Origin of the sequence: Methanocaldococcus jannaschii DSM 2661, assembly GCF_000091665.1 — an archaeon.
Taxonomy (GTDB): domain Archaea; phylum AGJL01; class Methanococci; order Methanococcales; family Methanocaldococcaceae; genus Methanocaldococcus; species Methanocaldococcus jannaschii.
This window is the reverse complement of sequence record NC_000909.1, coordinates 195,628-219,099: the sequence shown is the minus strand read 5'-3', so window position 1 is coordinate 219,099 and position 23,472 is coordinate 195,628. Positions and strand designations below refer to the sequence as shown.

28 protein-coding genes and 1 tRNA gene are annotated in these 23,472 nt (G+C 32.5%); 17 read left to right on the top strand and 12 right to left on the bottom strand.

Translation table 11 applies throughout. The annotated features are described in order from the left end of the window. Positions 1-882 carry a triphosphoribosyl-dephospho-CoA synthase gene (locus tag MJ_RS01200; protein ID WP_064496430.1) on the bottom strand — a complete coding sequence of 294 codons (882 nt, stop codon included), beginning with the start codon at positions 880-882 and terminating at the stop codon, positions 1-3. Between the two features lie 63 nt (positions 883-945). Between MJ_RS01200 and MJ_RS01195 the strand changes: the two genes are divergently transcribed. The 3 genes from MJ_RS01195 to MJ_RS01190 all read left to right on the top strand — a co-directional run bounded on the left by MJ_RS01195 (position 946) and on the right by MJ_RS01190 (position 2,145). Next, on the top strand, positions 946-1,305 hold the full coding sequence (locus tag MJ_RS01195) for a hypothetical protein (protein WP_064496429.1): 360 nt from the start codon (positions 946-948) through the stop codon (positions 1,303-1,305). Beyond that, a complete protein-coding gene (locus MJ_RS09450) occupies positions 1,302-1,454 on the top strand; it encodes a hypothetical protein (RefSeq protein WP_162484743.1) in 153 nt (50 codons plus the stop codon). The genes MJ_RS01195 and MJ_RS09450 overlap by 4 nt, the downstream gene beginning before the upstream one ends. Positions 1,455-1,563: 109 nt before the next feature. Next, entirely contained in the window at positions 1,564-2,145 is a 582-nt protein-coding gene (locus MJ_RS01190) for a hypothetical protein (protein WP_010869723.1), read from the top strand. On the opposite strand, the gene MJ_RS01185 is transcribed toward MJ_RS01190, so the two are convergent. The 3 genes from MJ_RS01185 to MJ_RS01175 all read right to left on the bottom strand — a co-directional run bounded on the left by MJ_RS01185 (position 2,128) and on the right by MJ_RS01175 (position 3,890). Beyond that, positions 2,128-2,685 (bottom strand): XTP/dITP diphosphatase, encoded by a 558-nt coding sequence (locus MJ_RS01185; RefSeq protein WP_064496428.1) that lies wholly within the window; start codon positions 2,683-2,685, stop codon positions 2,128-2,130. The genes MJ_RS01190 and MJ_RS01185 overlap by 18 nt on opposite strands. A gap of 174 nt (positions 2,686-2,859) precedes the next feature. Then, positions 2,860-3,648: an endonuclease NucS gene (gene nucS / locus MJ_RS01180; protein WP_064496427.1), complete on the bottom strand. Its 789-nt coding sequence runs from the start codon at positions 3,646-3,648 to the stop codon at positions 2,860-2,862. A gap of 154 nt (positions 3,649-3,802) precedes the next feature. After that, positions 3,803-3,890 (bottom strand) — tRNA-Leu (locus tag MJ_RS01175). A gap of 140 nt (positions 3,891-4,030) precedes the next feature. Here MJ_RS01175 and MJ_RS01170 point away from each other — a divergent pair. The 10 genes from MJ_RS01170 (at position 4,031) to MJ_RS01125 (ending at position 13,916) form a co-directional block, all read left to right on the top strand. Beyond that, complete coding sequence (locus tag MJ_RS01170; protein WP_010869720.1) at positions 4,031-4,540, top strand: DUF531 domain-containing protein; 510 nt, start codon at positions 4,031-4,033, stop codon at positions 4,538-4,540. An 88-nt stretch (positions 4,541-4,628) separates the two neighbouring features. Next, positions 4,629-4,943, top strand: a complete 315-nt coding sequence (ahaH, locus tag MJ_RS01165) for an ATP synthase archaeal subunit H (protein WP_010869719.1) — start codon at positions 4,629-4,631, stop codon at positions 4,941-4,943. Between the two features lie 32 nt (positions 4,944-4,975). Then, on the top strand, positions 4,976-7,039 hold the full coding sequence (locus tag MJ_RS01160) for a V-type ATP synthase subunit I (RefSeq protein WP_064496426.1): 2,064 nt from the start codon (positions 4,976-4,978) through the stop codon (positions 7,037-7,039). A 103-nt stretch (positions 7,040-7,142) separates the two neighbouring features. Then, positions 7,143-7,805, top strand: coding sequence for an ATP synthase subunit K (locus tag MJ_RS01155; RefSeq protein WP_010869717.1), 663 nt, complete (start codon positions 7,143-7,145; stop codon positions 7,803-7,805). Positions 7,806-7,870: 65 nt separating this feature from the next. After that, entirely contained in the window at positions 7,871-8,482 is a 612-nt protein-coding gene (locus MJ_RS01150) for a V-type proton ATPase subunit E (protein WP_064496425.1), read from the top strand. A gap of 103 nt (positions 8,483-8,585) precedes the next feature. Continuing rightward, positions 8,586-9,785, top strand: coding sequence for a V-type ATP synthase subunit C (locus MJ_RS01145; RefSeq protein ID WP_010869715.1), 1,200 nt, complete (start codon positions 8,586-8,588; stop codon positions 9,783-9,785). A 10-nt stretch (positions 9,786-9,795) separates the two neighbouring features. Then, entirely contained in the window at positions 9,796-10,092 is a 297-nt protein-coding gene (locus MJ_RS01140) for a V-type ATP synthase subunit F (RefSeq protein WP_010869714.1), read from the top strand. Positions 10,093-10,152: 60 nt separating this feature from the next. Continuing rightward, positions 10,153-11,916 (top strand): ATP synthase subunit A, encoded by a 1,764-nt coding sequence (locus MJ_RS01135; RefSeq protein ID WP_064496424.1) that lies wholly within the window; start codon positions 10,153-10,155, stop codon positions 11,914-11,916. Between the two features lie 46 nt (positions 11,917-11,962). Next, positions 11,963-13,360: an ATP synthase subunit B gene (locus tag MJ_RS01130; RefSeq protein WP_010869712.1), complete on the top strand. Its 1,398-nt coding sequence runs from the start codon at positions 11,963-11,965 to the stop codon at positions 13,358-13,360. Positions 13,361-13,466: 106 nt separating this feature from the next. After that, entirely contained in the window at positions 13,467-13,916 is a 450-nt protein-coding gene (locus MJ_RS01125; RefSeq protein ID WP_064496423.1) for a protein-tyrosine phosphatase family protein, read from the top strand. 136 nt (positions 13,917-14,052) lie between these two features. Here MJ_RS01125 and hypA read toward each other — a convergent pair whose 3' ends face one another. The 6 genes from hypA to sucC all read right to left on the bottom strand — a co-directional run bounded on the left by hypA (position 14,053) and on the right by sucC (position 18,060). Continuing rightward, on the bottom strand, positions 14,053-14,427 hold the full coding sequence (hypA, locus tag MJ_RS01120) for a hydrogenase maturation nickel metallochaperone HypA (protein ID WP_010869710.1): 375 nt from the start codon (positions 14,425-14,427) through the stop codon (positions 14,053-14,055). A gap of 89 nt (positions 14,428-14,516) precedes the next feature. Continuing rightward, complete coding sequence (locus tag MJ_RS01115; RefSeq protein ID WP_010869709.1) at positions 14,517-14,966, bottom strand: RNA-binding domain-containing protein; 450 nt, start codon at positions 14,964-14,966, stop codon at positions 14,517-14,519. A 114-nt stretch (positions 14,967-15,080) separates the two neighbouring features. After that, positions 15,081-15,344 (bottom strand): DNA-binding protein Alba, encoded by a 264-nt coding sequence (albA, locus tag MJ_RS01110; protein WP_010869708.1) that lies wholly within the window; start codon positions 15,342-15,344, stop codon positions 15,081-15,083. Between the two features lie 126 nt (positions 15,345-15,470). After that, positions 15,471-16,388, bottom strand: a complete 918-nt coding sequence (locus MJ_RS01105) for an SDR family oxidoreductase (protein WP_010869707.1) — start codon at positions 16,386-16,388, stop codon at positions 15,471-15,473. Positions 16,389-16,403: 15 nt separating this feature from the next. Next, positions 16,404-16,901: a hypothetical protein gene (locus MJ_RS01100; protein ID WP_244409438.1), complete on the bottom strand. Its 498-nt coding sequence runs from the start codon at positions 16,899-16,901 to the stop codon at positions 16,404-16,406. A 64-nt stretch (positions 16,902-16,965) separates the two neighbouring features. Beyond that, positions 16,966-18,060 carry an ADP-forming succinate--CoA ligase subunit beta gene (gene sucC / locus MJ_RS01095; protein ID WP_010869705.1) on the bottom strand — a complete coding sequence of 365 codons (1,095 nt, stop codon included), beginning with the start codon at positions 18,058-18,060 and terminating at the stop codon, positions 16,966-16,968. A gap of 104 nt (positions 18,061-18,164) precedes the next feature. Here sucC and MJ_RS01090 point away from each other — a divergent pair, with 104 nt between their 5' ends. Then, the gene (locus MJ_RS01090; RefSeq protein ID WP_064496422.1) at positions 18,165-18,947 is read left to right on the top strand and encodes a 4-phosphopantoate--beta-alanine ligase; all 783 of its coding nucleotides are present in this window, start codon (positions 18,165-18,167) and stop codon (positions 18,945-18,947) included. Positions 18,948-18,960: 13 nt separating this feature from the next. Continuing rightward, complete coding sequence (locus MJ_RS01085; protein WP_064496421.1) at positions 18,961-19,677, top strand: dihydromethanopterin reductase (acceptor); 717 nt, start codon at positions 18,961-18,963, stop codon at positions 19,675-19,677. A gap of 3 nt (positions 19,678-19,680) precedes the next feature. Here the strand turns inward: MJ_RS01085 and MJ_RS01080 are convergent, their stop codons facing one another. After that, positions 19,681-20,136 carry a hypothetical protein gene (locus MJ_RS01080; protein WP_010869702.1) on the bottom strand — a complete coding sequence of 152 codons (456 nt, stop codon included), beginning with the start codon at positions 20,134-20,136 and terminating at the stop codon, positions 19,681-19,683. 95 nt (positions 20,137-20,231) lie between these two features. Between MJ_RS01080 and MJ_RS01075 the strand changes: the two genes are divergently transcribed. Both MJ_RS01075 and asd read left to right on the top strand, forming a co-directional pair. Beyond that, the gene (locus MJ_RS01075) at positions 20,232-20,639 is read left to right on the top strand and encodes a DUF371 domain-containing protein (RefSeq protein ID WP_010869701.1); all 408 of its coding nucleotides are present in this window, start codon (positions 20,232-20,234) and stop codon (positions 20,637-20,639) included. A 10-nt stretch (positions 20,640-20,649) separates the two neighbouring features. Beyond that, complete coding sequence (asd, locus tag MJ_RS01070; protein WP_064496420.1) at positions 20,650-21,696, top strand: aspartate-semialdehyde dehydrogenase; 1,047 nt, start codon at positions 20,650-20,652, stop codon at positions 21,694-21,696. A gap of 261 nt (positions 21,697-21,957) precedes the next feature. On the opposite strand, the gene purF is transcribed toward asd, so the two are convergent. Next, positions 21,958-23,373, bottom strand: coding sequence for an amidophosphoribosyltransferase (gene purF / locus MJ_RS01065; RefSeq protein WP_010869699.1), 1,416 nt, complete (start codon positions 23,371-23,373; stop codon positions 21,958-21,960). Positions 23,374-23,472: the final 99 nt, after the last annotated feature.

Below are 23,472 nucleotides of genomic sequence, written 5' to 3'. Positions count from 1 at the left end.
TCACCAAAGTATTGTCTCTCTCTTATCTATTCTGTCTAATATAAATATCATTAAACTTGATGCAATTAAATCAGCAGTTGTTCCGGGATTTAATTTATTTCCTTCTTTTGATAAATATTTGTCAAATTCTTTGACCTTTTCTTCTTTAAAGTTATTTAACACATCTTCAGCCATTTTAGAAACTTTTAAGGCAGTTTCAAAACCTCTCTTTCTTGCAATTAATGTATCAGGATATTTAGCCAATAGGTTTAAAAATGTTTTTGTTACAGCTAAGTTGATATTGTTGAGCTCATCATAATACTTTTTTAATAAATTATAGCCTTCAAATGAGATTTTAAAGTTATCAACCCATTCTTTGCTTATATTATCCCATTCTGCAGATATTTTATAAACATCCAAAAGAGTTAATCCTTTTTCAATAAGTTCTTTTTTTGCATCTTCTGAAGTAACATCAGGCCCTTTCTTTGGTTTATTAACATAAGCCATTGCTATATTTATAGCATCATAAACATTTAAGGCATCTTCAACAGTTGTATTTTCAGCAATCTTCTTTAAATTCTCTTTTAATTTATTTTCATCAAAATTTTCTAATTTTCCAGCAGCCATGGCTATAGGGATGTGTAGCATTATAATTCCTAAGTTGGCATTAGTTGGAGACCATTTTTTACTCTCAATAACTGCTTTTTTTATGTATAAACCAACATCTCTATCTTTTTGAGCTGCTTCATAAACAACATTTCCAAATGCAATTCCAGCATTTATAAAGTGATGATATTTGATGTCTCTATAATCCCTATTTCTATGAACATTTCCAGGTTTAAAGGAGCTAACTTCTAAGCAACAGGCTATTTGAGAAGCTTTCATTATATCAAAGGGATTCATGCTTTCACCAAAATTTTTATATATTTGGGAATTAGGTAAATGCATATACTATAGGTGGGAACAATGAATGTGGTTGGATTGGCTATTTATCTTTACGCTGGATTTTTATCTTTTATTTTTGGATTTATTTCACTATATGCTTTCATCAAATACTCAAAATTAGAAAGAAAAAATAAGGAAATTATTTATGTTTATGTAGATAATTTGAAAAACTTTTCTCCATATATGTTTTACAGTATTTTATTGACATTTACCATAGTATTTGTTATTTTTGCTTTGTTTATATGCTTTGTTTTTAATTTTGACTTATATTTAGGATTAACTATGTTGTTCTCCTACTTTTTAATTATTTATTTATTTTGCTTTAAAAAATATAGGGTTGAAATATATAAAGATGGCTTTTATGGTGTCTTTCAAAATTGATAAAATTTATTAAGGAAGATTTGAACGCCTTCCAAAGGAAGGCATTCATTAGTGCCTTGGTTATTCAGGAAGTTTTGAAAGACACCATTTTAACCAATTTTACACTTGGAAAGGTTTTGATGGCTATGAGAAAATTGGAGATAGAATAAAATTAATTGGTAAAAAATATATCTCTCCAGATGTATATTTAAAAGATAAAGATGGGAAAGTTGAAGAAATACTTAAAAAACATTTTAAACATTAATTAAAGGGGTTATTATGGATATTGAGTTAATTTTATTGATAGTAGTTTTATTTCTTACTCCTTATTTGATAGCACTCTTTATAATTTTCAATCCTCCCTATTGTATTTTGGATTATCTTCTATACAAAAAATACAGAAAAGCAAAAGAAGAATGGCACTATATAACCTCAACCAATATGGGAATGAATAGAAGCAGATGGATTTTTATATTAATAGTGGAAATAATTGCTTTATGTTCTGGATTTTATATTTTAATAAATATAAATCGCCCTCATGATGAGATATTAACATTTTCGCTTATATTTTTGTTTATTGCCATCATTTATGACAAACTCACTCCTGCCTCTGGAACTGTTGAGATTTATAAAGAAGGAATTGCAGTATATATTAAAATATTCAACACTTTAAAACCATTTTTAAACCGTTATATTGTTTTACCTTGGAAGTTTTTTAAAGGATATAAAATAAAATCTAAAAATAACACAAAATATGTCATTTTAGTTCCAAAATCAAGATTATTTTTTAGTATTTATTTAATAGATAGAGATGGAAATGTTGAAAAAACTATTAGAAACCATTTAAATCCTATCCAATAAAAACTTTTTAAACTCTTCAAAAGCTTTTTTTCTGTGGGAGATTTGGCTTTTCTCTTCTGTTGTCATTTCTGCAAAAGTTCTTTCTTCTTCTTCTGGGATAAAAATACTGTCATAAGCAAATCCATATCCTTTACTTCTTATTTCTTCTGAAACTCTACCTTTAACAATCCCTTTAAATAATCTAACCCCATTCTCATCACAGTAACCGATAACTGTTTTAAAATAGGCATTTCTATTGTCTTTACCTTCTAAGAGTTTTAAAATTCCTTCATTTCCTATAGTCTCTTGAACAAACTTTGAATATGTTCCAGGAAATCCATTTAATGCCTCAACAAAAAATCCACTATCTTCAACAATAACTGGCTTTTTTAATATATTATAAACCCACTTTGCCCCAAATTCAGCAACCTCTTCCAATGTTCCCTGAATTTCTGGATAGCTAATTTTTATCTGTTCGATCTCTACATCTTTTAAATCTTTTAAAATAATATTTGCTTCTTTAATTTTATTTGGATTTCCTGTAGCAAAATAGATTTTCATGATTTCACCAAGAGTTCTTTGCAAAACATTTTAGAATAAATAAGGTATATTTTTATAAAGAGAGTGTCTCCCCAGTTTAACACCCTCTATCATCCTTTAGCTCTGCTACGTCAAGAGGGCTAACCCACTGGGGAGCATAATCTATTTAAGATTTTTTAGTATATAATTTTTCCTTTATAGCCATTCATCTAAAACTGTTGTTTTTTTAGTTTTTATGTTATGTTTTAAATCTCTTTTACTTCCTTTTGGTGGATTAAGTCTTTTAAATTCTAAGTTCTCCTCTTTCAGCAATTTTTCCGCCCCAGTAGTTAAAGAGGGAGAAACCAAAATTCCTCTAACTTTATCCTCACCATATTTGTTTTTAAAATATTCCACATACCTTTTTAGTTGAGAAACTGCCTGTAAATCAGCTCTCCTTCTCTTTAGCTCTAAGATAACCCATTTATTCTCTTTATCTTTTCCTAAAATATCAACGATTCCAGTGGGAATCTGATACTCTCTTGATATGGGCTTAAATCCTTCTTCAATCAAATCTGGATTTCTAAAAATCATCTCTGCCATCTCTGATTCACTACCCCTTAGATTTATCTCTTCATAATCTTCACAGTTAAAAGCACATGCATGATAAACTTCTGAAATAACAACCTTTAACTCTTCTTTTGGCTTTCTTCTAATGCTTTTTAAAATGAAAAAGTTATCTTCAACTTCCCATATTATACTACTTCCAGAAGGTTGCCAATTTACAGGTTCTCTTTTTTTATCTTTATGAATTAAAAAGGCTCCATCTGGTTTTATTATAATGACTCTATCTCCCTCTTCTAACTGACTTTTAGCTCTGCCTTCATAAAAAACTTTACATCGAGCTAATAATATTAATATATATTTAAACACATACATATCAATAAAATTTTCTAAATCTTTGGTAGTAGGATTGGTTAGATAGAAAACTTTCTCCAATCTCATCACCTAAAAAATGAAATTATAATTATGCTTCTAAATATTTAAACTTATATTAAAAAAGATTATTTGAAAATTTTAAAAATATTTAAAAATTTCGTTTTTAAAATTGTAATCTTTATTAATTTAAATTAATAAATATTATTACCTAAAATAAAAATGGTGCAGGGGAGGGGATTTGAACCCCCGAACCCCTACGGGACCGGATCTTAAGTCCGGCGCCTTTGGCCAGGCTTGGCGACCCCTGCACCGCAAGCGAATTATAGAATAGATGAACTCATATATATACTTTTCGGTTTCGTGCAAAAGATAAATATATATTAATAAGTTTTCCCATAATTATAAAAACCTATTTAAATAGGAAACATATTTCCTCCTGAGGTAAAGTATGAAAAAGTTGAAGAGGCTGACGTTAATTTTATACAACTCCTATGATAAAACAAGATGGCATGAAGCTCACAAGAGAGCTATAGCAAGAGCCGCCCCAATCTGTTATGCGTTTGATTGTAACTTAGCGATAATGGACTTTCCATGTAAGATGGAGGATATTTTAAATATAAAAACTACTATTGGTAATTCTGGGGAGTATTTAGAAAAATTAATCGAAAAAAATAGATTTTTTATTGTTGATAAATTTCTACCACAATTTGGAATTCCAATTGCCTCAACATCCAAACCAGATGAAAAAAAGGCTATAACTCCGTTAGATACTGCCTATTTATTAAAGAAAAAACCAATTGGCGTATATGTTGGATTGGGTAGGCATGGACTACCAAAAGATATAATGGAATCTTGTGTCTATCATTTAGATGTAACTGAAAAAAGGGTGTCTTTAGAAACTTGCACTGCTATTGGCAGTATTCCAGCTGTGATATATTGCTATACTAAATACATTTGATATTAAAAATATTTGATAGAGTCAGAGATAAAAAATTTTATATACATAACCCTATTTTAAAATATTACCAATAACTGCAGGTGGAAGTATGAGCGTTAGTGTTATGGAAGCAATAAAAGAAGTAAAATTAGCTGAAGAACAGGCAGTTAAAGAAATAGAGGAAGCAAAAAATAGAGCTGAGCAGATAAAAGCAGAGGCAATTGAAGAAGCAAAAAAACTCATTGCTGAAGCTGAAGAAGAGGCAAAAAAACTTGTTGAAGAGATGATTAAAAAGGCAGAGGAAGAAGCAAAAAAAGAAGCTGAAAAGATTCTTGAAGAGACAGAAAAAGAGATAAAAGAAATCATATCCATTGCCAAGGTTAAGATACTTTCGTTGAAATTGTCTGAGATTCTTGAAATTTAAATAAAAAGGTGATTTTAGTGAGACCCGTAAGAATGAAGAAGTTAAAAGCGGTGATATTGGATGAAAAAATTGATAATGTTGTAAGAAGCTTACATGAAGAAGGGATAGTGGAACTCTGTGATTTATCTGAAAAGTTGGAGGATTTAGAATGGAAGACATTGTTATCACCTTCATCATCAGCTGATTATGTTAGAAATGTTACATCATTGATGATAAAAGCAGGTAGAATATTGGACATGTTTTCAAGTGTTAGTCAGAAGGAGACAAGTATAAAAGATATCTTAAACCCAAAGCCAGTGGAAAAGAAGAAAGTTTCCTTCAACTCATATCAGGAAGTTATTGATTATGCTGAAAAGGTATTAAATGAGATTAGCAAAGAGGTTGATGGACCTGCTGAGAGATTATCAGAGTTAGATAACAAAAAATCAAAGTTATTACAGCTGAAAGAGCAGATATCTTATTTAAAAGGTTTAGAGTTTGATTTAAAATACCTTGGTTCTGGAGAGTATGTATTTATTGGGGCAGGAAGTGTTCCTAAGGAAAAGCTTGGAGAATTGAAAGCAGAACTTGATAAAGTAGCAGATGGATATATTGGAATATTCTCTGGAAGTGAATTTGAAAAGGATAAGAAGATTAGGGTTCCAATTGTATTTGTTACATTGAAAGAGAAGCTTGAGAATGTTTTATCAGAGATTAGAAAGTTTGAGTTTGAAAGATATGACATAAGTGATGTTGAAGGAACACCAAGTGAGGCTCTCTCAAAAATAGAGAGTGAATTAAAGGCAATAGAATCAGAGAGAAACAGCTTAATAGAAAAGTTGAAAGCATTAGCACAAAAATGGGAAAAGGAATTGTTAGCTGTTTATGAATTGTTATCAATAGAGAAGGCAAGAGGAGATGCTTATTCACAATTTGGTAAGACCGATAGAACATACTACATAGAGGCATGGGTTCCTGCAAGAGATGCTGAAAAAGCTAAAAGCTTAATAGAAAATTCAGCAGATGGTTTTGCATTTGTTGAAATAACTGAACCAGATGAACCAGAAGAGAAAATACCTGTTCTACTTGACAATCCAAAGGTTATCAAACCATTTGAGATGCTCACAGAGATGTATGCTCTACCAAAATACAATGAAGTTGATCCAACATTATTGCTGGTTCCTGGTTTCCTATTGTTCTATGGAATTATGCTAACAGACGCTGTTTATGGTTTGCTATTGACTATAATAGGTTTATTTATTTGGAAAAAAATTGGAAAAGTTAGTGAGGGAGCTAATAAGCTTGGTTATATTCTAACATTGGCTGGAATTTCAACAGTTATAATGGGTATTATAACTGGAGGTTATTTAGGGGATTTCACCTATGAGTTCTTTGGATTTGATGTAACAAAGACACCATTAGCTTTAGTCAATCCACTAGGAGAAAGCTACTATATAAATAACAACAACCCATTATTCACCCTTGGTAGTATAAGCGTAACAAATGGGCCAATGGCAATATTAGTATTTTCCATATTTGTTGGATTAATACACCTGTTAATTGGATTATTTGTTGGATTCAAAGAGAACGTAAAAAGAGGAAATATGGGAGATGCTTTCATCAATCAGGGAGTTTGGATATTGCTGATATTATCAATATTCGTTGGAATTGGATTAATGTTTGCTGGAGCAAATACAATGATAGCTGGAGGAATAATCGGAATCTTTGTTGTATTGGCAATCTTAGCTTCAATGTATAAGGGTTATAAGAGCGGAGGAGTAATGGAAGCAATTCTTGGAGCTATGGATGTTACTGGATTCTTAGGAAACGTTTTATCATACGCGAGATTGTTAGCTCTCTGTTTAGCAACTGGAGGTTTAGCAATGGCTGTTAATATTATGGCTAAGCTTGTCGGTGAATCCATTCCAGTAATTGGAATAATTGTGGCTATAATCATATTGTTGGTAGGACATACATTTAACTTCGTAATGAATGGTTTAGGGGCATTTATCCACTCACTAAGGTTGCACTATGTAGAGTTCTTTAGTCAGTTCTATGAGGGTGGAGGTAAAAAGTTTAGCCCATTCAAGGCAAATAGAGAATACACAACTGCTTAACTTCTTTCAAGATTATTTAAATCTTTCCAATACTCAATATAACAATAAAATATAAAAACAAAAAATACAACTTAAAACTTAGACAAAAATGAGGTGATATTATATGGTAGATCCTTTAATCTTAGGAGCTGTTGGTGCTGGTTTAGCAGTTGGTATTGCAGGTTTAGGTTCTGGAATTGGTGCAGGTATTACAGGAGCAAGTGGTGCTGGTGTAGTAGCAGAAGACCCTAACAAATTTGGTACTGCTATCGTTTTCCAAGCGTTACCACAGACACAGGGTTTGTATGGGTTTTTAGTTGCTATCCTTATCTTGTTCGTCTTTAAGACAGTTTCACCATGGGCAATGTTTGCCGCTGGTTTGGCAGCTGGTTTAGCTGGATTATCAGCTATTGGTCAGGGAATTGCTGCTTCAGCTGGTTTGGGAGCTGTTGCTGAAGATAACAGCATATTTGGTAAGGCAATGGTTTTCTCTGTCCTTCCAGAGACCCAGGCAATCTATGGTTTGTTAATAGCCATCTTGTTATTAGTTGGTGTCTTTAAAGGCAATGCAGGAGCTGAAACTGTTGCCGCTTTAGGGGCAGGGTTTGCAGTTGGTTTTGCTGGATTGTCAGGGATTGGGCAAGGTATTACAGCAGCTGGGGCTATTGGAGCCACAGCAAGAGACCCAGATGCTATGGGTAAGGGGTTAGTTTTGGCAGTTATGCCAGAAACCTTCGCTATCTTTGGTTTGTTGATAGCAATCTTAATTATGCTTATGATAAAATAAAACACTCAGCTCCTTCTTTGAATTTAAAAATTTTTATAAAAATTTAATTTTAACAGGTGAAATTGATGGGAGTTGATAAGATAAAGTCAAAGATATTAGATGATGCAAAAGCTGAGGCTAACAAAATCATATCTGAAGCTGAAGCAGAAAAAGCTAAAATCTTAGAGAAAGCAAAAGAAGAAGCAGAGAAAAGAAAGGCAGAGATATTAAAGAAAGGAGAAAAAGAGGCAGAAATGACTAAAAGCAGAATCATCTCAGAGGCAAAATTAGAGGCAAAGAAAAAGTTATTGGAAGCTAAGGAAGAGATTATAGAGATGGCAATAAACAAATTAAAAGAGGAACTTGTTAAACTGCCAGAACAGCCAGAGTATAAAGATAAATTAATAAAATTAATAAAAGATGGAGCTATTTCATTGGGAGGAGGAGAGTTGATTGTGAGGTTAAACAAAAGAGATATGGAACTTATTGACGATTCAACACTATGGAACTTAGAAAAAGAAGTAGAAAACGCAACAAAGAAAGTAACTGTATTAAAGAAAGGAGAACCAGTAGATATTGCTGGAGGATGTATAATAGAGACTGCTGATGGATTAAAATCATTGGATAACAGCTTAGAAGCAATATTCAACAGAAACTTAAATGTAATTAGAGCGAGAATTACAGAAAAATTATTCTAAAATAACAAGATACTAATTGCCTCTCTAATGAATTCGGTATTTCAATAGGGTTTTCCTATGGAGGGCGAGAATTACAGAGAAGTTGTTCTAAAGGTGATGCCTAATGGCGATGGATATAGAGACATTGTTAGATTTGGAGAAGTTATACTCTGCTATAATGACATATTTTGATAACCCTTTAACATTGCTTATTGTTGTAGCAACTATAATCATTGTTCTTATTGTAATCGTATGGATTACAAAGATGGTCATTGATTTAGCTCCTTATGCTTATGTTAATGCAAGAATAAGGAGTAAAGAAGCAAAATTGTTTGATGATGCTAAATTAAATGAATTGATTGAATCTGGCAGCTTAGAAGAATTAGTTGGATTGTTAGAAGATACTGATTACGGGCAATATGTTATAGAGGTTATGAACGAATTAAAAGACCCTGTTGCTGTTGAAAAGGCATTAGATATGTATTTAGCTGACTTGTATGGATTGATATATAGAATATCTCCAGACAGTGCAAAGAAAGTCCTTAAAGTATTTGCCAAAAAATTTGATATCAAAAATATAAAAACATTAATAAGAGCTAAATTCGTAGGATTAAGTGCTGAGGAAACTTATGCTTTGCTAATACCATTAGGAAATATACCTGTTGAAAAATTAAAAGAATTGGCTGAAGTTAAAACAGTTGAAGAAGTTGTTAGAGGTTTAGACGGCACTGAATACTTTAAGATATTGCAGGAGGAGTTATCAAACTATGATCAAACATCTAACATAATAGGATTTGAGTTGGCATTGGATAAATACTACTTAGAGAGTTTAAGAAAAACCATAATGACTGAAGGTAAAGAAGAAGATATCTTTAGAGAGTTTGTAGGGACAATAATTGATGTTGAAAACTTGAAAGTTATATTAAAAGGTAAAGCAGACGGTTTATCAGCTGAAGAACTAAGCAAATATGTAACTTTAACTGGCTATGAATTGGCTGATTGGAAGTTAAAAGATTTGATGAGTGCTGGAGGTATTGAGGGAGTTTTAAGCGGTTTAGAAGGAACAAGCTATGCTGAAGTTTTAGCTGAAGCAATGGAAGAGTATGAGAAAACAAAATCCATCTATGCATTTGAAAAGGCATTGGATAAATTTGTATTAGAGAAAGGTAAAAAACTATCAACAAGAAAACCATTTGGTGTAGGTCCAATTATTGGCCTGATTGTTAGCAAAGAGCTTGAAGTTAAAAACCTTAAGGCAATAATTAAAGGTAAAATAGAAAACTTAAAGCCAGAAGAAATAAGGTCTCTGCTTATATCATTGTAGGTGAGGTAAAATGAAAGTTGGCGTTGTTGGAGATAGAGAAACCGCCATTGGTTTTAGGCTGGCTGGTTTAACTGATGTTTATGAAGTTAAGAATGATGAAGAGGCAGTAAAAGCAATTAACGAGCTTGCAAACAATGAAAACATAGCCTTCATAATTATCACTGAGAGGATAGCTGAAAGTATAAAAGACAAGTTAAAAAATATAAATAAGGTTATCGTTGAAATCCCAGATAAGCATGGTAAGCTTGAGAGAATAGACCCAGTTAAAGAGTTAATAAGAAAAGCAATTGGAGTTTCAATGAAATAATGATAACTAAGATTACGATAAAACCAATAAAAACGTTAAATGAAAAGAGAGGTTGAGAATATGCCAGTTGTTGGTAAGATTATTAAAATCGCAGGGCCTGTTGTAGTTGCAGAGGGAATGAAAGGAGCTCAGATGTATGAGGTCGTTAAAGTAGGAGAAGAGAAATTGACTGGAGAAATCATTCAGTTGCACGATGATAAAGCAGTTATTCAGGTTTATGAAGAAACATCTGGAATTAAACCAGGAGAGCCAGTTGTTGGTACTGGAGCTCCATTGTCTGTTGAATTAGGGCCAGGGATGTTAAGAGCTATGTATGATGGTATTCAGAGGCCTTTAACAGCAATTGAAGAGAAAACAGGTTCAATCTTTATCCCAAGAGGAGTTGATGTCCCTGCATTACCAAGAGATATAAAATGGGAATTTAAACCAGTGGTAAATGAAGGAGATTATGTTGAAGAAGGAGACATAATTGGAACTGTTGATGAAACTCCTTCAATAGTTCATAAAATCTTAGTTCCAATTGGTGTTAAAGGAAAAATTGTTGAAATAAAAGAGGGTAAATTTACAGTTGAAGAGACAGTTGCAGTTGTAGAAACAGAAAATGGAGAAAGGAAAGAAATTACAATGATGCAAAAATGGCCAGTAAGAAAACCAAGACCATATAAAGAGAAACTACCTCCAGAAATTCCATTAATTACAGGGCAAAGAGTTGAAGACACTTTCTTTACATTAGCAAAAGGAGGAACAGCAGCAATTCCAGGTCCATTCGGTTCAGGAAAAACGGTTACTCAGCATCAGTTGGCAAAGTGGTCTGACGCTGATGTCGTTGTTTATATCGGATGTGGAGAAAGAGGAAACGAGATGACAGAGGTTATTGAAGAGTTCCCACACTTAGAAGATATTAGAACTGGAAACAAATTAATGGATAGAACTGTATTAATAGCCAACACATCAAACATGCCTGTCGCTGCAAGGGAAGCATCTGTCTATACAGGAATTACAATTGCAGAGTACTTCAGAGATATGGGTTATGGAGTTTTATTAACAGCAGATTCAACATCAAGATGGGCAGAGGCAATGAGAGAAATTTCAGGTAGATTGGAAGAAATGCCAGGGGAAGAAGGGTATCCAGCATACTTAGCTTCAAGATTGGCTCAGTTCTATGAAAGAGCTGGAAGAGTTATAACCTTAGGGAAAGATAACAGACAAGGATTCGTTTGTATCGTTGGAGCTGTTTCACCACCAGGAGGGGACTTCTCAGAACCAGTTACATCAAACACACTAAGGATAGTTAAGGTATTCTGGGCGTTAGATGCAAACTTGGCAAGAAGAAGACACTTCCCAGCTATCAACTGGTTGCAGAGTTATTCATTATACATTGATGATGTTACAGAGTGGTGGAACACAAATACTGGTCCAGATTGGAGACAATTAAGAGATGAAGCAATGAGCTTATTACAAAAAGAGGCAGAGTTGCAAGAGATTGTTCAGTTAGTTGGGCCTGATGCATTGCCAGATAGGGAGAGAGTTATTTTAGAAGTTGCAAGAATGTTGAGGGAGGATTTCTTACAGCAAGATGCGTTTGATGAGGTAGATACCTACTGTCCTCCAATGAAACAGTACTTAATGTTAAAGATAATTATGACATTCTACCAAGAAGCATTGAAGGCAGTTGAAAGAGGAGTTGAACCAGCTAAGATTTTAGGAGTTTCAGTTAAGCAAGATATTGCAAGAATGAAATACATCCCACACGATGAGTTTATAAATGTTAAATCAAAAGAAATAATGGAGAAAATTAAGAATGAATTAGGTTCATTAAACTAAATTCCTTTCCTTAAAACTTTACAAACTCTTTATTTGAGGTGATGATATGGCTACAGCAGCATCAGCAATTGAATACTCATCAGTTAAGAGTATTGCAGGACCTTTGTTAATCGTTGAGGGAGTTGAAGGAGCAGCTTATGGAGAGATTGTTGAGGTTATCTGTCCAGATGGAGAGAAGAGAATGGGACAGGTTTTGGAGGCAAGAGAGGGTTTAGCAGTTGTTCAGGTATTTGAGGGAACAACAGGATTAAGCACAAAAGATACAAGAGTAAGATTCACAGGAAGAACTGCTAAGATTGGAGTTTCAATGGAAATGTTAGGAAGAATATTCAACGGAGCAGGGAAACCAATTGATGGAGGACCAGAAATAGTTCCTGAGAAAGAGTTAGATATTAATGGTTATCCATTAAACCCTGTTTCAAGAAAAGTTCCAAGTGATTTCATCCAAACAGGTATTTCAACAATTGATGGAATGAATACATTAGTTAGAGGGCAGAAACTGCCAATCTTCTCAGGTTCTGGTTTGCCACACAACCAGTTAGCTGCACAGATTGCAAGACAGGCAAAGGTTAGAGGAGAAGGAGAGAAATTCGCAGTTGTCTTTGCAGCAATGGGTATTACATCAGAAGAGGCAAACTTCTTCATGGAAGAGTTTAGAAAGACAGGAGCTTTAGAGAGAGCAGTTGTCTTCATAAACTTAGCTGACGACCCTGCAATTGAGAGAATTTTAACACCAAGAATTGCTTTAACTGTTGCTGAATACTTAGCTTATGAGAAGGATATGCACGTTCTTGTTATCCTAACAGATATGACAAACTACTGTGAGGCGTTAAGAGAAATCTCAGCAGCAAGAAACGAGGTTCCGGGAAGAAGAGGTTACCCAGGTTACATGTATACTGACTTGGCTACAATCTATGAAAGAGCTGGTAGAGTTAAAGGTAGAACAGGAACAATAACTCAAATTCCAATCTTGACAATGCCAGATGATGATATAACTCACCCAATTCCTGACTTAACTGGTTATATTACAGAGGGGCAGATTGTCTTATCAAGAGAGTTGCACAGAAAAGGTATCTACCCACCAGTTGATGTTCTTCCATCATTATCAAGATTGGCTGGAAACGGACAGGGTCCAGGAAAAACAAGAGAAGACCATAAAAAAGTTGTTAACCAGGCTTATGCTGCCTATGCAGAGGGTAGAAGTTTAAGAGATTTAGTTGCTGTTGTTGGGGAAGAGGCATTGACAGATAGGGATAGGGCATACTTGAAGTTTGCAGATGAGTTTGAAGATAAGTTTGTTAGACAAGGAAAGGATGAGGATAGAAGTATAGAGGAAACTCTTGACTTGTTATGGGAGTTGTTAGCTATATTACCAGAAGAAGAGTTGAAGAGAGTTGATAGGGAGTTAATTGAGAAGTATCATCCAAAATACAGAAAGAAATAAATTCTAAATTTTAATTTTTAAACTTTTTTAAGATTTTTGATAATATTAATTTTAATTTATTTTTATTCATTTATATTTGTATATTGCCATACTTAAGTGTGAGAGCATGGGAAGATGCAAGCATAATGGTGAAGTTAGTATTTTTGGTGTAAGACCAGCAAGCTTTCCTAATTTTCCATTTCATTTAATGGATAAGATTGGAGGTTTTGTGATATTGGATGAGTTATGGTTAAGGAGATGGTGTGAAATTATAGAATATCCGATGAGAATTCCGACATTATATGTGCCAATTGAGGATTATGGTATTCCGACTGTTGAAGATATGGATTTGATTGTTGATTTTATAAAATATCATGTTTCTAAAGAAAAGGAGGTTGTTGTTTCTTGTATTGGTGGGCATGGGAGGACGGGAACTGTTTTAGCCGTATGGGCTGGATTAAATGGGATTAAAAATCCAATAGAGTATGTTAGAGAGCGTTATTGTGAGTGTGCAGTTGAGACAGAAGAGCAGGAAGAGTTTGTAATAGAGTATTTGAAAATGAAAAAGAGAGGGTAACTATCTTGAGAAATCCATATTTACAAAATGTAGGGTAAAAAATATTTAGTAGGGGATAATACATTAAATAATAGTTAATGTGAAAATAAGGTTTATGCTTTAATATTAAATAAAATGACTGCTATCTTTTTTCTCTTTAATCTTCATACTCAACTGTGGCATTTTTTATATTAAACTCCTTCCCTCCAGATAATTTTAATCTTATACTTTTACACTTTGGGCAATAGACCTCAAATTCATCTAAAATCTCTGGTTCTCCCTCATATCCACAGTCTAAGCATTTACACTTTGGTTTTATAAATTCAACGTTAATTTTAGCTCCCTCACATACAGTTCCTTCAGCAATAACTTCAAATGCAAATTTTAACTGCTCAACATTGATAAATGTTAGTTCTCCAACTTCTAAGTTGATTTCTGTAACTTTTTTTATTTTCTTTCCTTTTTCTTCCTCTTTTTTTATGCTGTTTAATATTGCTTCAAGCATGGCATTGGCGTAAGATAATTCATGCATATTTATCCCAATTTTAGCCCTTTAATAACAATTTCCTTAATCCAACTTTTTAAAAAGGTTTAATCAAAACTATAAAAATCTTAATAATTTTAAAATCCGAGTTCGTTAGCGACAATTTCCTTAACCTTCTCCTCCTTATTTTTTGGAGTAAATATTTTAAAGTTGAAAACAGCTCTTATAATATCATCACCATCTACAACTCTACACTCTCCCAAATAAGCCTTCTGCTTATCAAATCTAACATAAAATTTGTTATCCTCAACTCTTAAGTGTAAATCTTTCTTCAGTTTATTTATATTTTTATCATCTGATTTTATTAAATCTATAATATGTTTAAATATCTTCTTAGCCTCTTTTCCTTCAACATTGACATTGATAATTTTTATTGGGTTTCCAAAGTATCCCTGCGTTTCAACAACATCTAAGTCTATTTTTTCCTCATCAACGTTCTCAGGAATAAAAAATTCTATCGCCTCTAAAACCTTATCCTCATCCTCTGTGGCATGAACTATTGCACTAAGTTTTATAGAATTTAGCATATCAACACCTTTTGAGATTTATGATTATTTAGCGAGATTAAAATGAAGACATTTTAATGTTGAGAAAATATAATGTATTATCAAAACTTACCTTATAAAAAAGAATTATAAAATTTATTTAGCTAAAACAATTTCAATCGTTGAAACATTAACTTCTCTACCATCTGGGTTCTTCACTTTATCAGTTCCTATCTCTATTTTTTTAATTTTTATGTCCTTTATAAATCTGTTTCTTATCATCTCTGCAACATCCACTGCTTTGTTGATAGCTTTTCCTCTTGCTTTTATTATCACTTCATCATTGCTTGTTAGCTGTGTTAGAACTGCTACAACGTAGTTCATCACTGGCTTCTTCCCTATCAACACTACATTATCCATGCTCTCAACCTTTCTTGAGTTGTTAGATTAAAGATATATAGAAATAATTTCATCATCTATTTAAACCTTTCATCGGATTTTAAAAAAGTTTCATTAAAAGTTAATAGGATATATCACAATATGAGGCTATGTCCTATTATTATTTTTCATCCAATTAACGACTCTCTTTATTCCCTCTTTTAAATCAATCTCTGGCTTCCAACCTAAAGATTCTGCCTTTTTTATATCCAGATAAATTCTATAGACCTCTCCCTCTCTTGGTTTATCATATATTGCTTCTCCTCTAAACCCAATCTCATGCTTTATTATATCAAATAATTCATTTACTGATGTCTCTTTTCCAGTCCCAATATTTACTATCTCATTCTTCCAATTTAAAGCCATTAAATTAGCTTTAGCTACATCTCCAACATAGACAAAATCCCTTGTTTGATTTCCATCTCCAAAAATAATTGGGCTTTGGTTTTTTAACATTTTATCTATAAATATGCTTATAACTCCAGCCTCTCCTTTTGGGTCTTGCCTCTCTCCATAGACATTTGAATATCTCAAAATTGCATATTCAATTCCATATAAACGGTTGTATAGCTTAATATATTCCTCTCCCACGTATTTACTTAACCCATAAGGAGATAATGGGTTTATTGGATGATTTTCATCTACTGGCAAATAATTTGGTTCTCCATAAACTGCTCCACCAGAAGATGCGAATACAATTTTATCTATATCGTATTTTCTCATCATCTCTAAGATATTTATAGTTCCTAAAACATTGATGTCTCCATCATATACTGGATTTTCAACAGAATTTCTAACGTTTATTTGAGCTGCTTGATGTATAACAACTTCAACATCTTTAAAATTAATTTTTTCATCTAAGTCTTTATCTCTAATATCTGCATTTACAAACTCTGCCTTTGGATTTATGTTATTTTTATTTCCTGTTGTTAAATTATCTAAGATAATTACATCGTAGTTGTTTTCGATTAGTTTATCCACTATATGACTACCAATAAAACCTGCTCCTCCAGTAACTAATATCATTTTTCCACCAACAATTTAATTTCTTTTTAAGTAATTTTTTAGTATATTTTCAACGCCTTTTTCTTTTTTAATAACTATCTTATGTATTGGGGTTGTTAGTATTATGTAGTTGTCTTCTATTTTAACATCTTTAAACTCCTTCCATGAATAAAGAACTCCGCTTACTAATAACCCCTCTTCACAAATATACCCTCTGGTTTCTCCCTTTATAATAATGTATAGGAATACTACAATCCAACATATTGCAATGAATAATATATGAGATATTACAAGTTCTCCTGCAATATACAGCATTCCAAAGTAAAAGCATAGTAATGAAATAATCAAAAAAGAATTTTTAATCATATTACTCTTTAACATCTTAGGTAGGTTTATCTTAACCTCTCTTATTATTTTAACTTGTTTCTTTATTTTTGAATATTTGAAAATTAAATATGCTATAAATAAAAAACTACCAATTGTTATAATTATGGCTATAACAATCATTATTAAATCCATCATTGGGATGTTCATAAAAGCCACCTTATTAAACAAATTAAAAAATTATGGGAAATAATATAAAATAAAAATTATTTTGTTATAGCTGTTCAATCAATTTTCTTCCTGCTTCTTCCATTGATGTCTCATAAGGTATTCCATGTTCTTCCAATATTTTTCTTCCAATCTCTTCATTAGTTCCCATCATTCTAACAGCAAACTTTACATTTGGATGTTCTTTTAAAACTTCAACAATTCCCTTTGCTACTTCATCACACCTTGTTATTCCTCCTAAAATATTAATAAATATTCCCTTAACATTTTTGTTTTCTAAAACCTTTCTCAAAGCCAATTTTACAGTTTCAGCATCAGCCCCTCCTCCAATATCTAAGAAGCAAGCTGGCTTTCTGCCGAGGTTATTTATAATATCCATACTTGCCAAAGTTAAACCAGCTCCATTACCTATAACTGCCACATCTCCATCCAACTCAACGTAGGCAAATGGTAATTTTTCTTTATTTTTATATTCTTCAAATTCTTCATAGTTATGTCTAAATGCTGCATCATCATCTAAGTGAAGAACAGCATCAGCGGCATAGACGTTTCCATCTTTAGTTATAACCAATGGATTGATTTCAACCATTGTAGCATCCAACTCTTTAAAGATTTTGTATAACTTATAAATAACATCAGCAACCTTTCCAATCTCATTGCTTGGCAATTTTGCCTCTTTAACTATCCATCTTGCAATATAAGGGAGGAAAGGTTTTCTAACATCAATATGGTACTTTATAATCTTTTCTGGATTCTTTTCAGCGACTTCTTCAATATCAACTCCTCCCTCAGTTGAGAAGATGATTAACGGTTTTTTAGCATCTCTGTCTATGATAATTGATACATAGTATTCTTTTTCTATTGGCAATTTCTCTTCAACTAAAATTTTTTCAACTTTTTCTCCTTTAACTTCTTTATTAAACAACTCTTCTGCTTTCTTTATGAATTCTTCTTTATTTGATGCAAATAAAATTCCTCCTGCTTTTCCTCTTCCACCAACTAAAACTTGGGCTTTTAAAACAACTTCTTTATCAACATTTATACTGTTTAAATCATCTTCCTTAGATACTAAAAAGCTCTCAGGAACTGGGATACCATACTTTTTAAATATATTTTTAGCTTCATATTCATGTAGTTTCATCCTATCACCTTAAATGATAAATTTCTTTTTAATGCAAAATTTTAAAATTATCATATAAAAAATTTGGTGATAAATTTATAGGTTTAATGTTGTCGGTGATGAGAATGCAGATTCCTAAAACACATCCAAGATATGAGTCATTAATGAAGAGAGAGAAGATAATTGAAGCTTTAGATAAAGGAATTTTAGCTAAGGCTGGATTGATAGCTCACGGTAGAGGAGAGACTTTTGATTATTTAATTGGAGAAAAAACAGCACCAATAGCATTGGAGGCAATAAAAGCTGCTGCTGCTCTATTAATTTTAGCTGAAAATCCAGTGATAAGTGTTAATGGAAACACTGTAGCGTTAGCAATAGATGAAGTTGTTGAGCTTGCAAAAGAATTAAATGGAAAAATAGAGGTTAATCTATTCTATAGAACTAAAGAGAGAGAATTGGCTATAAAAAGAGCATTTGAAGAAAAATTCAAAGATGATATTGAGACAGGAAAGATAAAAATCTTGGGAATAGATGATGCAAATAAGCAGATTCCTAATTTGGATAGCTTGAGAGGAAAGGTTTCAGAAGAAGGAATATTTACTGCTGATGTTGTTTTAGTTCCATTGGAGGATGGAGATAGGGCTGAGGCATTGGTTAATATGGGTAAAAAGGTTATAGCTATAGATTTAAATCCATTATCAAGAACTGCAAGAAAATCAACAATAACAATAGTGGATGAGCTAACAAGAGCTATGCCTTTGTTAATTAAATATGTTAAAGAATTTAAAAATAAGGATAGAGAAGAGCTTTTAAAGATAGTTGAAGATTTTGACAACAAGAAAAATTTGAAAGATATGATTGACTATATTGCTGAAAGATTGAAAAATTTAAGCTTAGATGAATTATAGGTTTGGGATAAATATGAAGATAGTTTGGTGTATTACAGGAGCGGGGCATTTGTTGAGGGAGAGCTTCCAAGTAATGAAACGATTAAAAGAAGAAATTGAAGATTTGAAGGTAACTACCTTAGTTTCAAGGGCTGGAGAGGAAGTTGTAAAGATGTATGGGTTGTTTGGGGAATTGTATAATATCTCTAATGGAAATTATTATGAAGAGCTTATATTGGAGAGAGAACATCCTTACTCATCACCAATCACTGGAAGATTGAGCTTAGGAAAGTATGATTATTTAATTTGCTCACCAGCTACTGGAAATACCGTTGCTAAGGTTGTTAATGGCATTGCAGATAGCTTAGTAACAAATGCTATAGCTCAGGCAGGGAAAGGATTTGTTAAATCTTTAATAGTTCCAGTTGATTATAAAGCTGGGATTGTAACAACAAAACTTCCTTATGCAATTGATAAAAAGAAATGCAAACTCTGTTTAAAATGTATAAACGTCTGTCCAAATGGAGCTATAGTTAAGAGGGATAATTTTGTTGAGATATTATTATCTAAATGCTTAGGATGTGGAAATTGTAAAAAAGTTTGCCCTTATAATGCAATAATTGAGGGAAAAGAGATTAAGATGAGGGTTAGAAAGATAGATGCTGAAAATACAAGAAAATTGATGGAGTTGGAGGATGTTATTGTATTAAAGCATCCTTATGAGATTTTGGAGTTTTTTAATATTAGATAAGTTTTATTTCTTCTTTAATTTAATAATACATGTTTCAGCTGGCTTTAAATTCATTTGGTAGCCTAAATTATACTTTAAAGTTTCACTTATAAATCCAATTAACAATCCTCCCCAAGGGCATGCTGTTCCTTCAAATTCATAGCCACAAATTCTCTTTGGGCAGAGATTGCATTTTGATATCTTTACTATAATTTCATCCTCTTCCTCATTCATCTCTATCTTTGCAAAATCTAACTGGTTAAGAAATCTTTCAATATCTTTAATATCCTTAAATTCATAACCATTATTCATTGCGTAAATTCCCAATTCCTTTCCAGCATAAGAACCAGCCATATTGCTTAAGCTCTGAGCTCCATGTCCAGTAATTAATTTTAATCCAACAGAATATCCTATAATTACCGCTGAAGGTATTGATGGACAGGGATCGTTTTTTGATCTTCTAATTTTATATAGAACCATGTTACCACCCTGTAGTGTTTTTTATACAGATGTATAGGAAGATATATATGATTATAAATATTATATACCTTTAAATAATTTTATGAGGGATATTAATGGAATTTATTATCAAAGCTAAAGGGCATAAAAATGTCTCAGCTACCCATAAAACAACCTTAGAGATTACAAAAGAGGATTATTTAACTCCAACAGGACACTGCATTATAGGAATAGATGCAGATAAATCTATGACTGATTTTAGTGAAGAATTTAAGGAAAAGCTTAGAAATGCTAAAAAAATAATTGTAGAGATTGAAGTTGAAGGAATAAAAGACACTATAATTGGAGAGGGGCATAAAGATTTAATTTTAAACCATCCAACAGACATGGTTATTAGAAAGAGTAATTATATATGCCCAAGAACACTAATGATTAATGCAAATAAATCAGCAAAAGATATTAATAGAGAGATAGTAAAAAAATTAAAAGAAGGGAAAGAGTTGATTTTTAAGATAATTGTCTAAAGGTGAAAAGATGAAGATAAAAGTTGGTGTCTTAGGAGCTACTGGAAGCGTGGGGCAGAGATTTGTCCAATTGTTGGCAGACCATCCAATGTTTGAATTAACAGCTTTAGCAGCATCAGAGAGAAGTGCTGGGAAAAAGTATAAAGATGCATGTTATTGGTTCCAAGATAGAGATATTCCAGAAAATATAAAGGATATGGTTGTTATTCCAACAGACCCTAAGCATGAGGAGTTTGAAGATGTTGATATTGTCTTCTCAGCTTTACCATCAGATTTAGCTAAAAAGTTTGAGCCAGAATTTGCTAAGGAAGGGAAGTTGATTTTCTCTAACGCATCAGCTTATAGAATGGAAGAGGATGTTCCATTGGTAATTCCTGAGGTTAATGCAGACCACTTGGAGTTGATAGAAATTCAGAGAGAAAAGAGAGGATGGGATGGAGCAATTATAACAAACCCCAACTGTTCAACAATCTGTGCTGTCATAACCTTAAAACCAATAATGGATAAATTTGGCTTAGAGGCTGTTTTTATAGCAACAATGCAGGCAGTTAGTGGAGCAGGTTATAATGGCGTTCCTTCAATGGCAATCTTAGACAATTTAATTCCATTTATTAAAAATGAAGAAGAAAAAATGCAAACAGAGAGCTTAAAGCTTTTAGGAACTTTAAAAGATGGAAAAGTTGAGCTTGCGAACTTTAAAATAAGTGCCTCATGCAATAGGGTTGCAGTTATAGATGGGCATACTGAAAGCATATTCGTCAAAACAAAAGAAGGAGCTGAGCCAGAAGAGATAAAAGAGGTTATGGACAAATTCGACCCGTTGAAGGATTTAAACCTCCCAACCTATGCTAAACCAATTGTTATTAGAGAAGAGATAGATAGGCCACAACCAAGATTAGATAGAAATGAAGGAAATGGAATGAGTATCGTTGTTGGTAGAATAAGAAAAGACCCAATATTTGATGTTAAATACACTGCGTTAGAGCATAATACAATCAGAGGAGCTGCTGGGGCAAGTGTGTTAAATGCGGAATATTTTGTTAAGAAATACATATAAATTAAATTAAGAAAATATCTTTTTTATTCTATTTCTTTATTTTACTATTAAAGATTTGGTAGAATTTATTAGTAATATAATATAAACGGGTTTATTTTGAAAAAACCTTTCAAAAGATTATTTGTTATCTCTACCTGACAACGAATTTTTAAAAGAAGCTAAGAAAGCGACTCAAGGGTATGAAGAAAAATAAATAATGAAGCACTGACGATATTACGCAATATTGATAAATATTATATTGACTGTATGGATAAAAGATAGTTATTCTCTCCCCAATATCTTTTCAAAATTAACTTCAGTTGGATATTTTCCAGTTACACAAGCTAAACATAAATCTTTTCTACCTATAGCTTTAACTAATCCCTCTAATGATAAATATCCAATAGAATCAACTCCAATAGCTTTCCCTATCTCTTCTTCTGTTTTGTTTGAGGCAATAAGTTCCTTTTTAGTAGCCATATCTATACCATAATAGCAAGGGGATATAATCTTAGGACAGCCAATTCTTAAATGCACCTCCTTAGCTCCAGCTTTTCTAACCATATTTACAATTCTTCTTGATGTTGTTCCTCTAACAATACTATCATCAACCAAAACAACCCTCTTCCCTTCCAATACACTTTTTACTGGACTTAATTTTAACCTTACTGCCAATTCTCTCTCATTTTGGGATGGAAGAATAAAAGTTCTTCCAACATATCTGTTCTTTATTAAACCTTCATAGTATGGAATCCCTGACTCTTCAGAAAATCCTAAGGCAAATGTGACTCCTGAATCGGGGATTGGAGAAACAACATCAGCATCTACTGGATGTTCTTTAGCCAAAATTTTTCCAATCCTCTTTCTAACCTTATAGACGCTAATACCATCAATTGTTGAGTCAGGTCTTGCAAAATACACATACTCAAACATACAAGTTGCCGCTCCTCTGTATATACATGGCACATCGACATTCACAGGGTTGTATTCAGAAACACCATAATCTAATTTATGAGATATTATTTCCCCGTCTTTAATTTCTATAATTTCTCCTGGCTCAATATCTTTAACAAATTCAGCATCTAAGGTTGTTAATGCACAATCCTCAGATGATATATAGATATTGCTCTCATCTCTTCCAATACACAATGGTTTAAAGCCCCAAGGGTCTCTTACTGCAATTAAGGAATCATTAAACATTATTAAAAGTGAATAAGCTCCAACGAGCTTTTTTAATGTATTTTTTATTGCCTCAATCTTATCAGATGTTTTTAACAATTCTCTAACCAAAAGTTGAGCTATAACTTCAGAGTCAGTTGAAGAAGTGAATATATGCCCCTTCATCTCTAATTCTCTTCTTAATTCGTCTGAATTTACTAAATCTCCATTATGGGCTATAGCTATATTACCAAATGAACTTTTAACTACAAACGGCTGACAGTTTTCAACAGCCTTTCCTCCCGTTGTTGAATATCTTACATGTCCAATTCCAATATAGCCAAATAAGTTTTGTAATGTCTCATTTTTAAAAACATCTGTAACTAATCCAATATTTTTATAGTAGTGTATATTTTTCCCATCACTTGTAGCAATTCCAGCCCCTTCCTGCCCTCTATGCTGTAAAGCAAACAACCCATAATAAATTTTTTTAGCTACATTTAACCTTTCATAAGAGTAGATTCCAAATATCCCACACATATTAAAAACCCTTTTTTAGTTTTTTAGACTTTTAGCAAATAAATAAAAAGAAAGAAGAAAATTAAGAAGAATTAGTAAAATTAAAAAGATAATTTATTT

Coding starts and splice junctions, on each gene's coding strand:
- MJ_RS01100 (WP_244409438.1), bottom strand. CDS start 16,901: ATGAACATCCCAATGATGGATTTAATAATGATTGTTATAGCCATAATT.
- MJ_RS01145 (WP_010869715.1), top strand. CDS start 8,586: ATGGCGATGGATATAGAGACATTGTTAGATTTGGAGAAGTTATACTCT.
- MJ_RS01075 (WP_010869701.1), top strand. CDS start 20,232: ATGGAATTTATTATCAAAGCTAAAGGGCATAAAAATGTCTCAGCTACC.
- asd (WP_064496420.1), top strand. CDS start 20,650: ATGAAGATAAAAGTTGGTGTCTTAGGAGCTACTGGAAGCGTGGGGCAG.
- hypA (WP_010869710.1), bottom strand. CDS start 14,427: ATGCATGAATTATCTTACGCCAATGCCATGCTTGAAGCAATATTAAAC.
- MJ_RS01090 (WP_064496422.1), top strand. CDS start 18,165: ATGCAGATTCCTAAAACACATCCAAGATATGAGTCATTAATGAAGAGA.
- MJ_RS01140 (WP_010869714.1), top strand. CDS start 9,796: ATGAAAGTTGGCGTTGTTGGAGATAGAGAAACCGCCATTGGTTTTAGG.
- MJ_RS01200 (WP_064496430.1), bottom strand. CDS start 882: ATGAATCCCTTTGATATAATGAAAGCTTCTCAAATAGCCTGTTGCTTA.
- nucS (WP_064496427.1), bottom strand. CDS start 3,648: ATGAGATTGGAGAAAGTTTTCTATCTAACCAATCCTACTACCAAAGAT.
- MJ_RS01125 (WP_064496423.1), top strand. CDS start 13,467: ATGGGAAGATGCAAGCATAATGGTGAAGTTAGTATTTTTGGTGTAAGA.
- MJ_RS01170 (WP_010869720.1), top strand. CDS start 4,031: ATGAAAAAGTTGAAGAGGCTGACGTTAATTTTATACAACTCCTATGAT.
- sucC (WP_010869705.1), bottom strand. CDS start 18,060: ATGAAACTACATGAATATGAAGCTAAAAATATATTTAAAAAGTATGGT.
- MJ_RS01190 (WP_010869723.1), top strand. CDS start 1,564: ATGGATATTGAGTTAATTTTATTGATAGTAGTTTTATTTCTTACTCCT.
- MJ_RS01160 (WP_064496426.1), top strand. CDS start 4,976: ATGAAGAAGTTAAAAGCGGTGATATTGGATGAAAAAATTGATAATGTT.
- MJ_RS01105 (WP_010869707.1), bottom strand. CDS start 16,388: ATGATATTAGTTACTGGAGGAGCAGGTTTTATTGGTAGTCATATAGTG.
- purF (WP_010869699.1), bottom strand. CDS start 23,373: ATGTGTGGGATATTTGGAATCTACTCTTATGAAAGGTTAAATGTAGCT.
- MJ_RS01185 (WP_064496428.1), bottom strand. CDS start 2,685: ATGAAAATCTATTTTGCTACAGGAAATCCAAATAAAATTAAAGAAGCA.
- MJ_RS01150 (WP_064496425.1), top strand. CDS start 7,871: ATGGGAGTTGATAAGATAAAGTCAAAGATATTAGATGATGCAAAAGCT.
- MJ_RS01130 (WP_010869712.1), top strand. CDS start 11,963: ATGGCTACAGCAGCATCAGCAATTGAATACTCATCAGTTAAGAGTATT.
- MJ_RS01155 (WP_010869717.1), top strand. CDS start 7,143: ATGGTAGATCCTTTAATCTTAGGAGCTGTTGGTGCTGGTTTAGCAGTT.
- MJ_RS01135 (WP_064496424.1), top strand. CDS start 10,153: ATGCCAGTTGTTGGTAAGATTATTAAAATCGCAGGGCCTGTTGTAGTT.
- MJ_RS01085 (WP_064496421.1), top strand. CDS start 18,961: ATGAAGATAGTTTGGTGTATTACAGGAGCGGGGCATTTGTTGAGGGAG.
- MJ_RS01195 (WP_064496429.1), top strand. CDS start 946: ATGAATGTGGTTGGATTGGCTATTTATCTTTACGCTGGATTTTTATCT.
- ahaH (WP_010869719.1), top strand. CDS start 4,629: ATGAGCGTTAGTGTTATGGAAGCAATAAAAGAAGTAAAATTAGCTGAA.
- MJ_RS01115 (WP_010869709.1), bottom strand. CDS start 14,966: ATGCTAAATTCTATAAAACTTAGTGCAATAGTTCATGCCACAGAGGAT.
- albA (WP_010869708.1), bottom strand. CDS start 15,344: ATGGATAATGTAGTGTTGATAGGGAAGAAGCCAGTGATGAACTACGTT.
- MJ_RS01080 (WP_010869702.1), bottom strand. CDS start 20,136: ATGGTTCTATATAAAATTAGAAGATCAAAAAACGATCCCTGTCCATCA.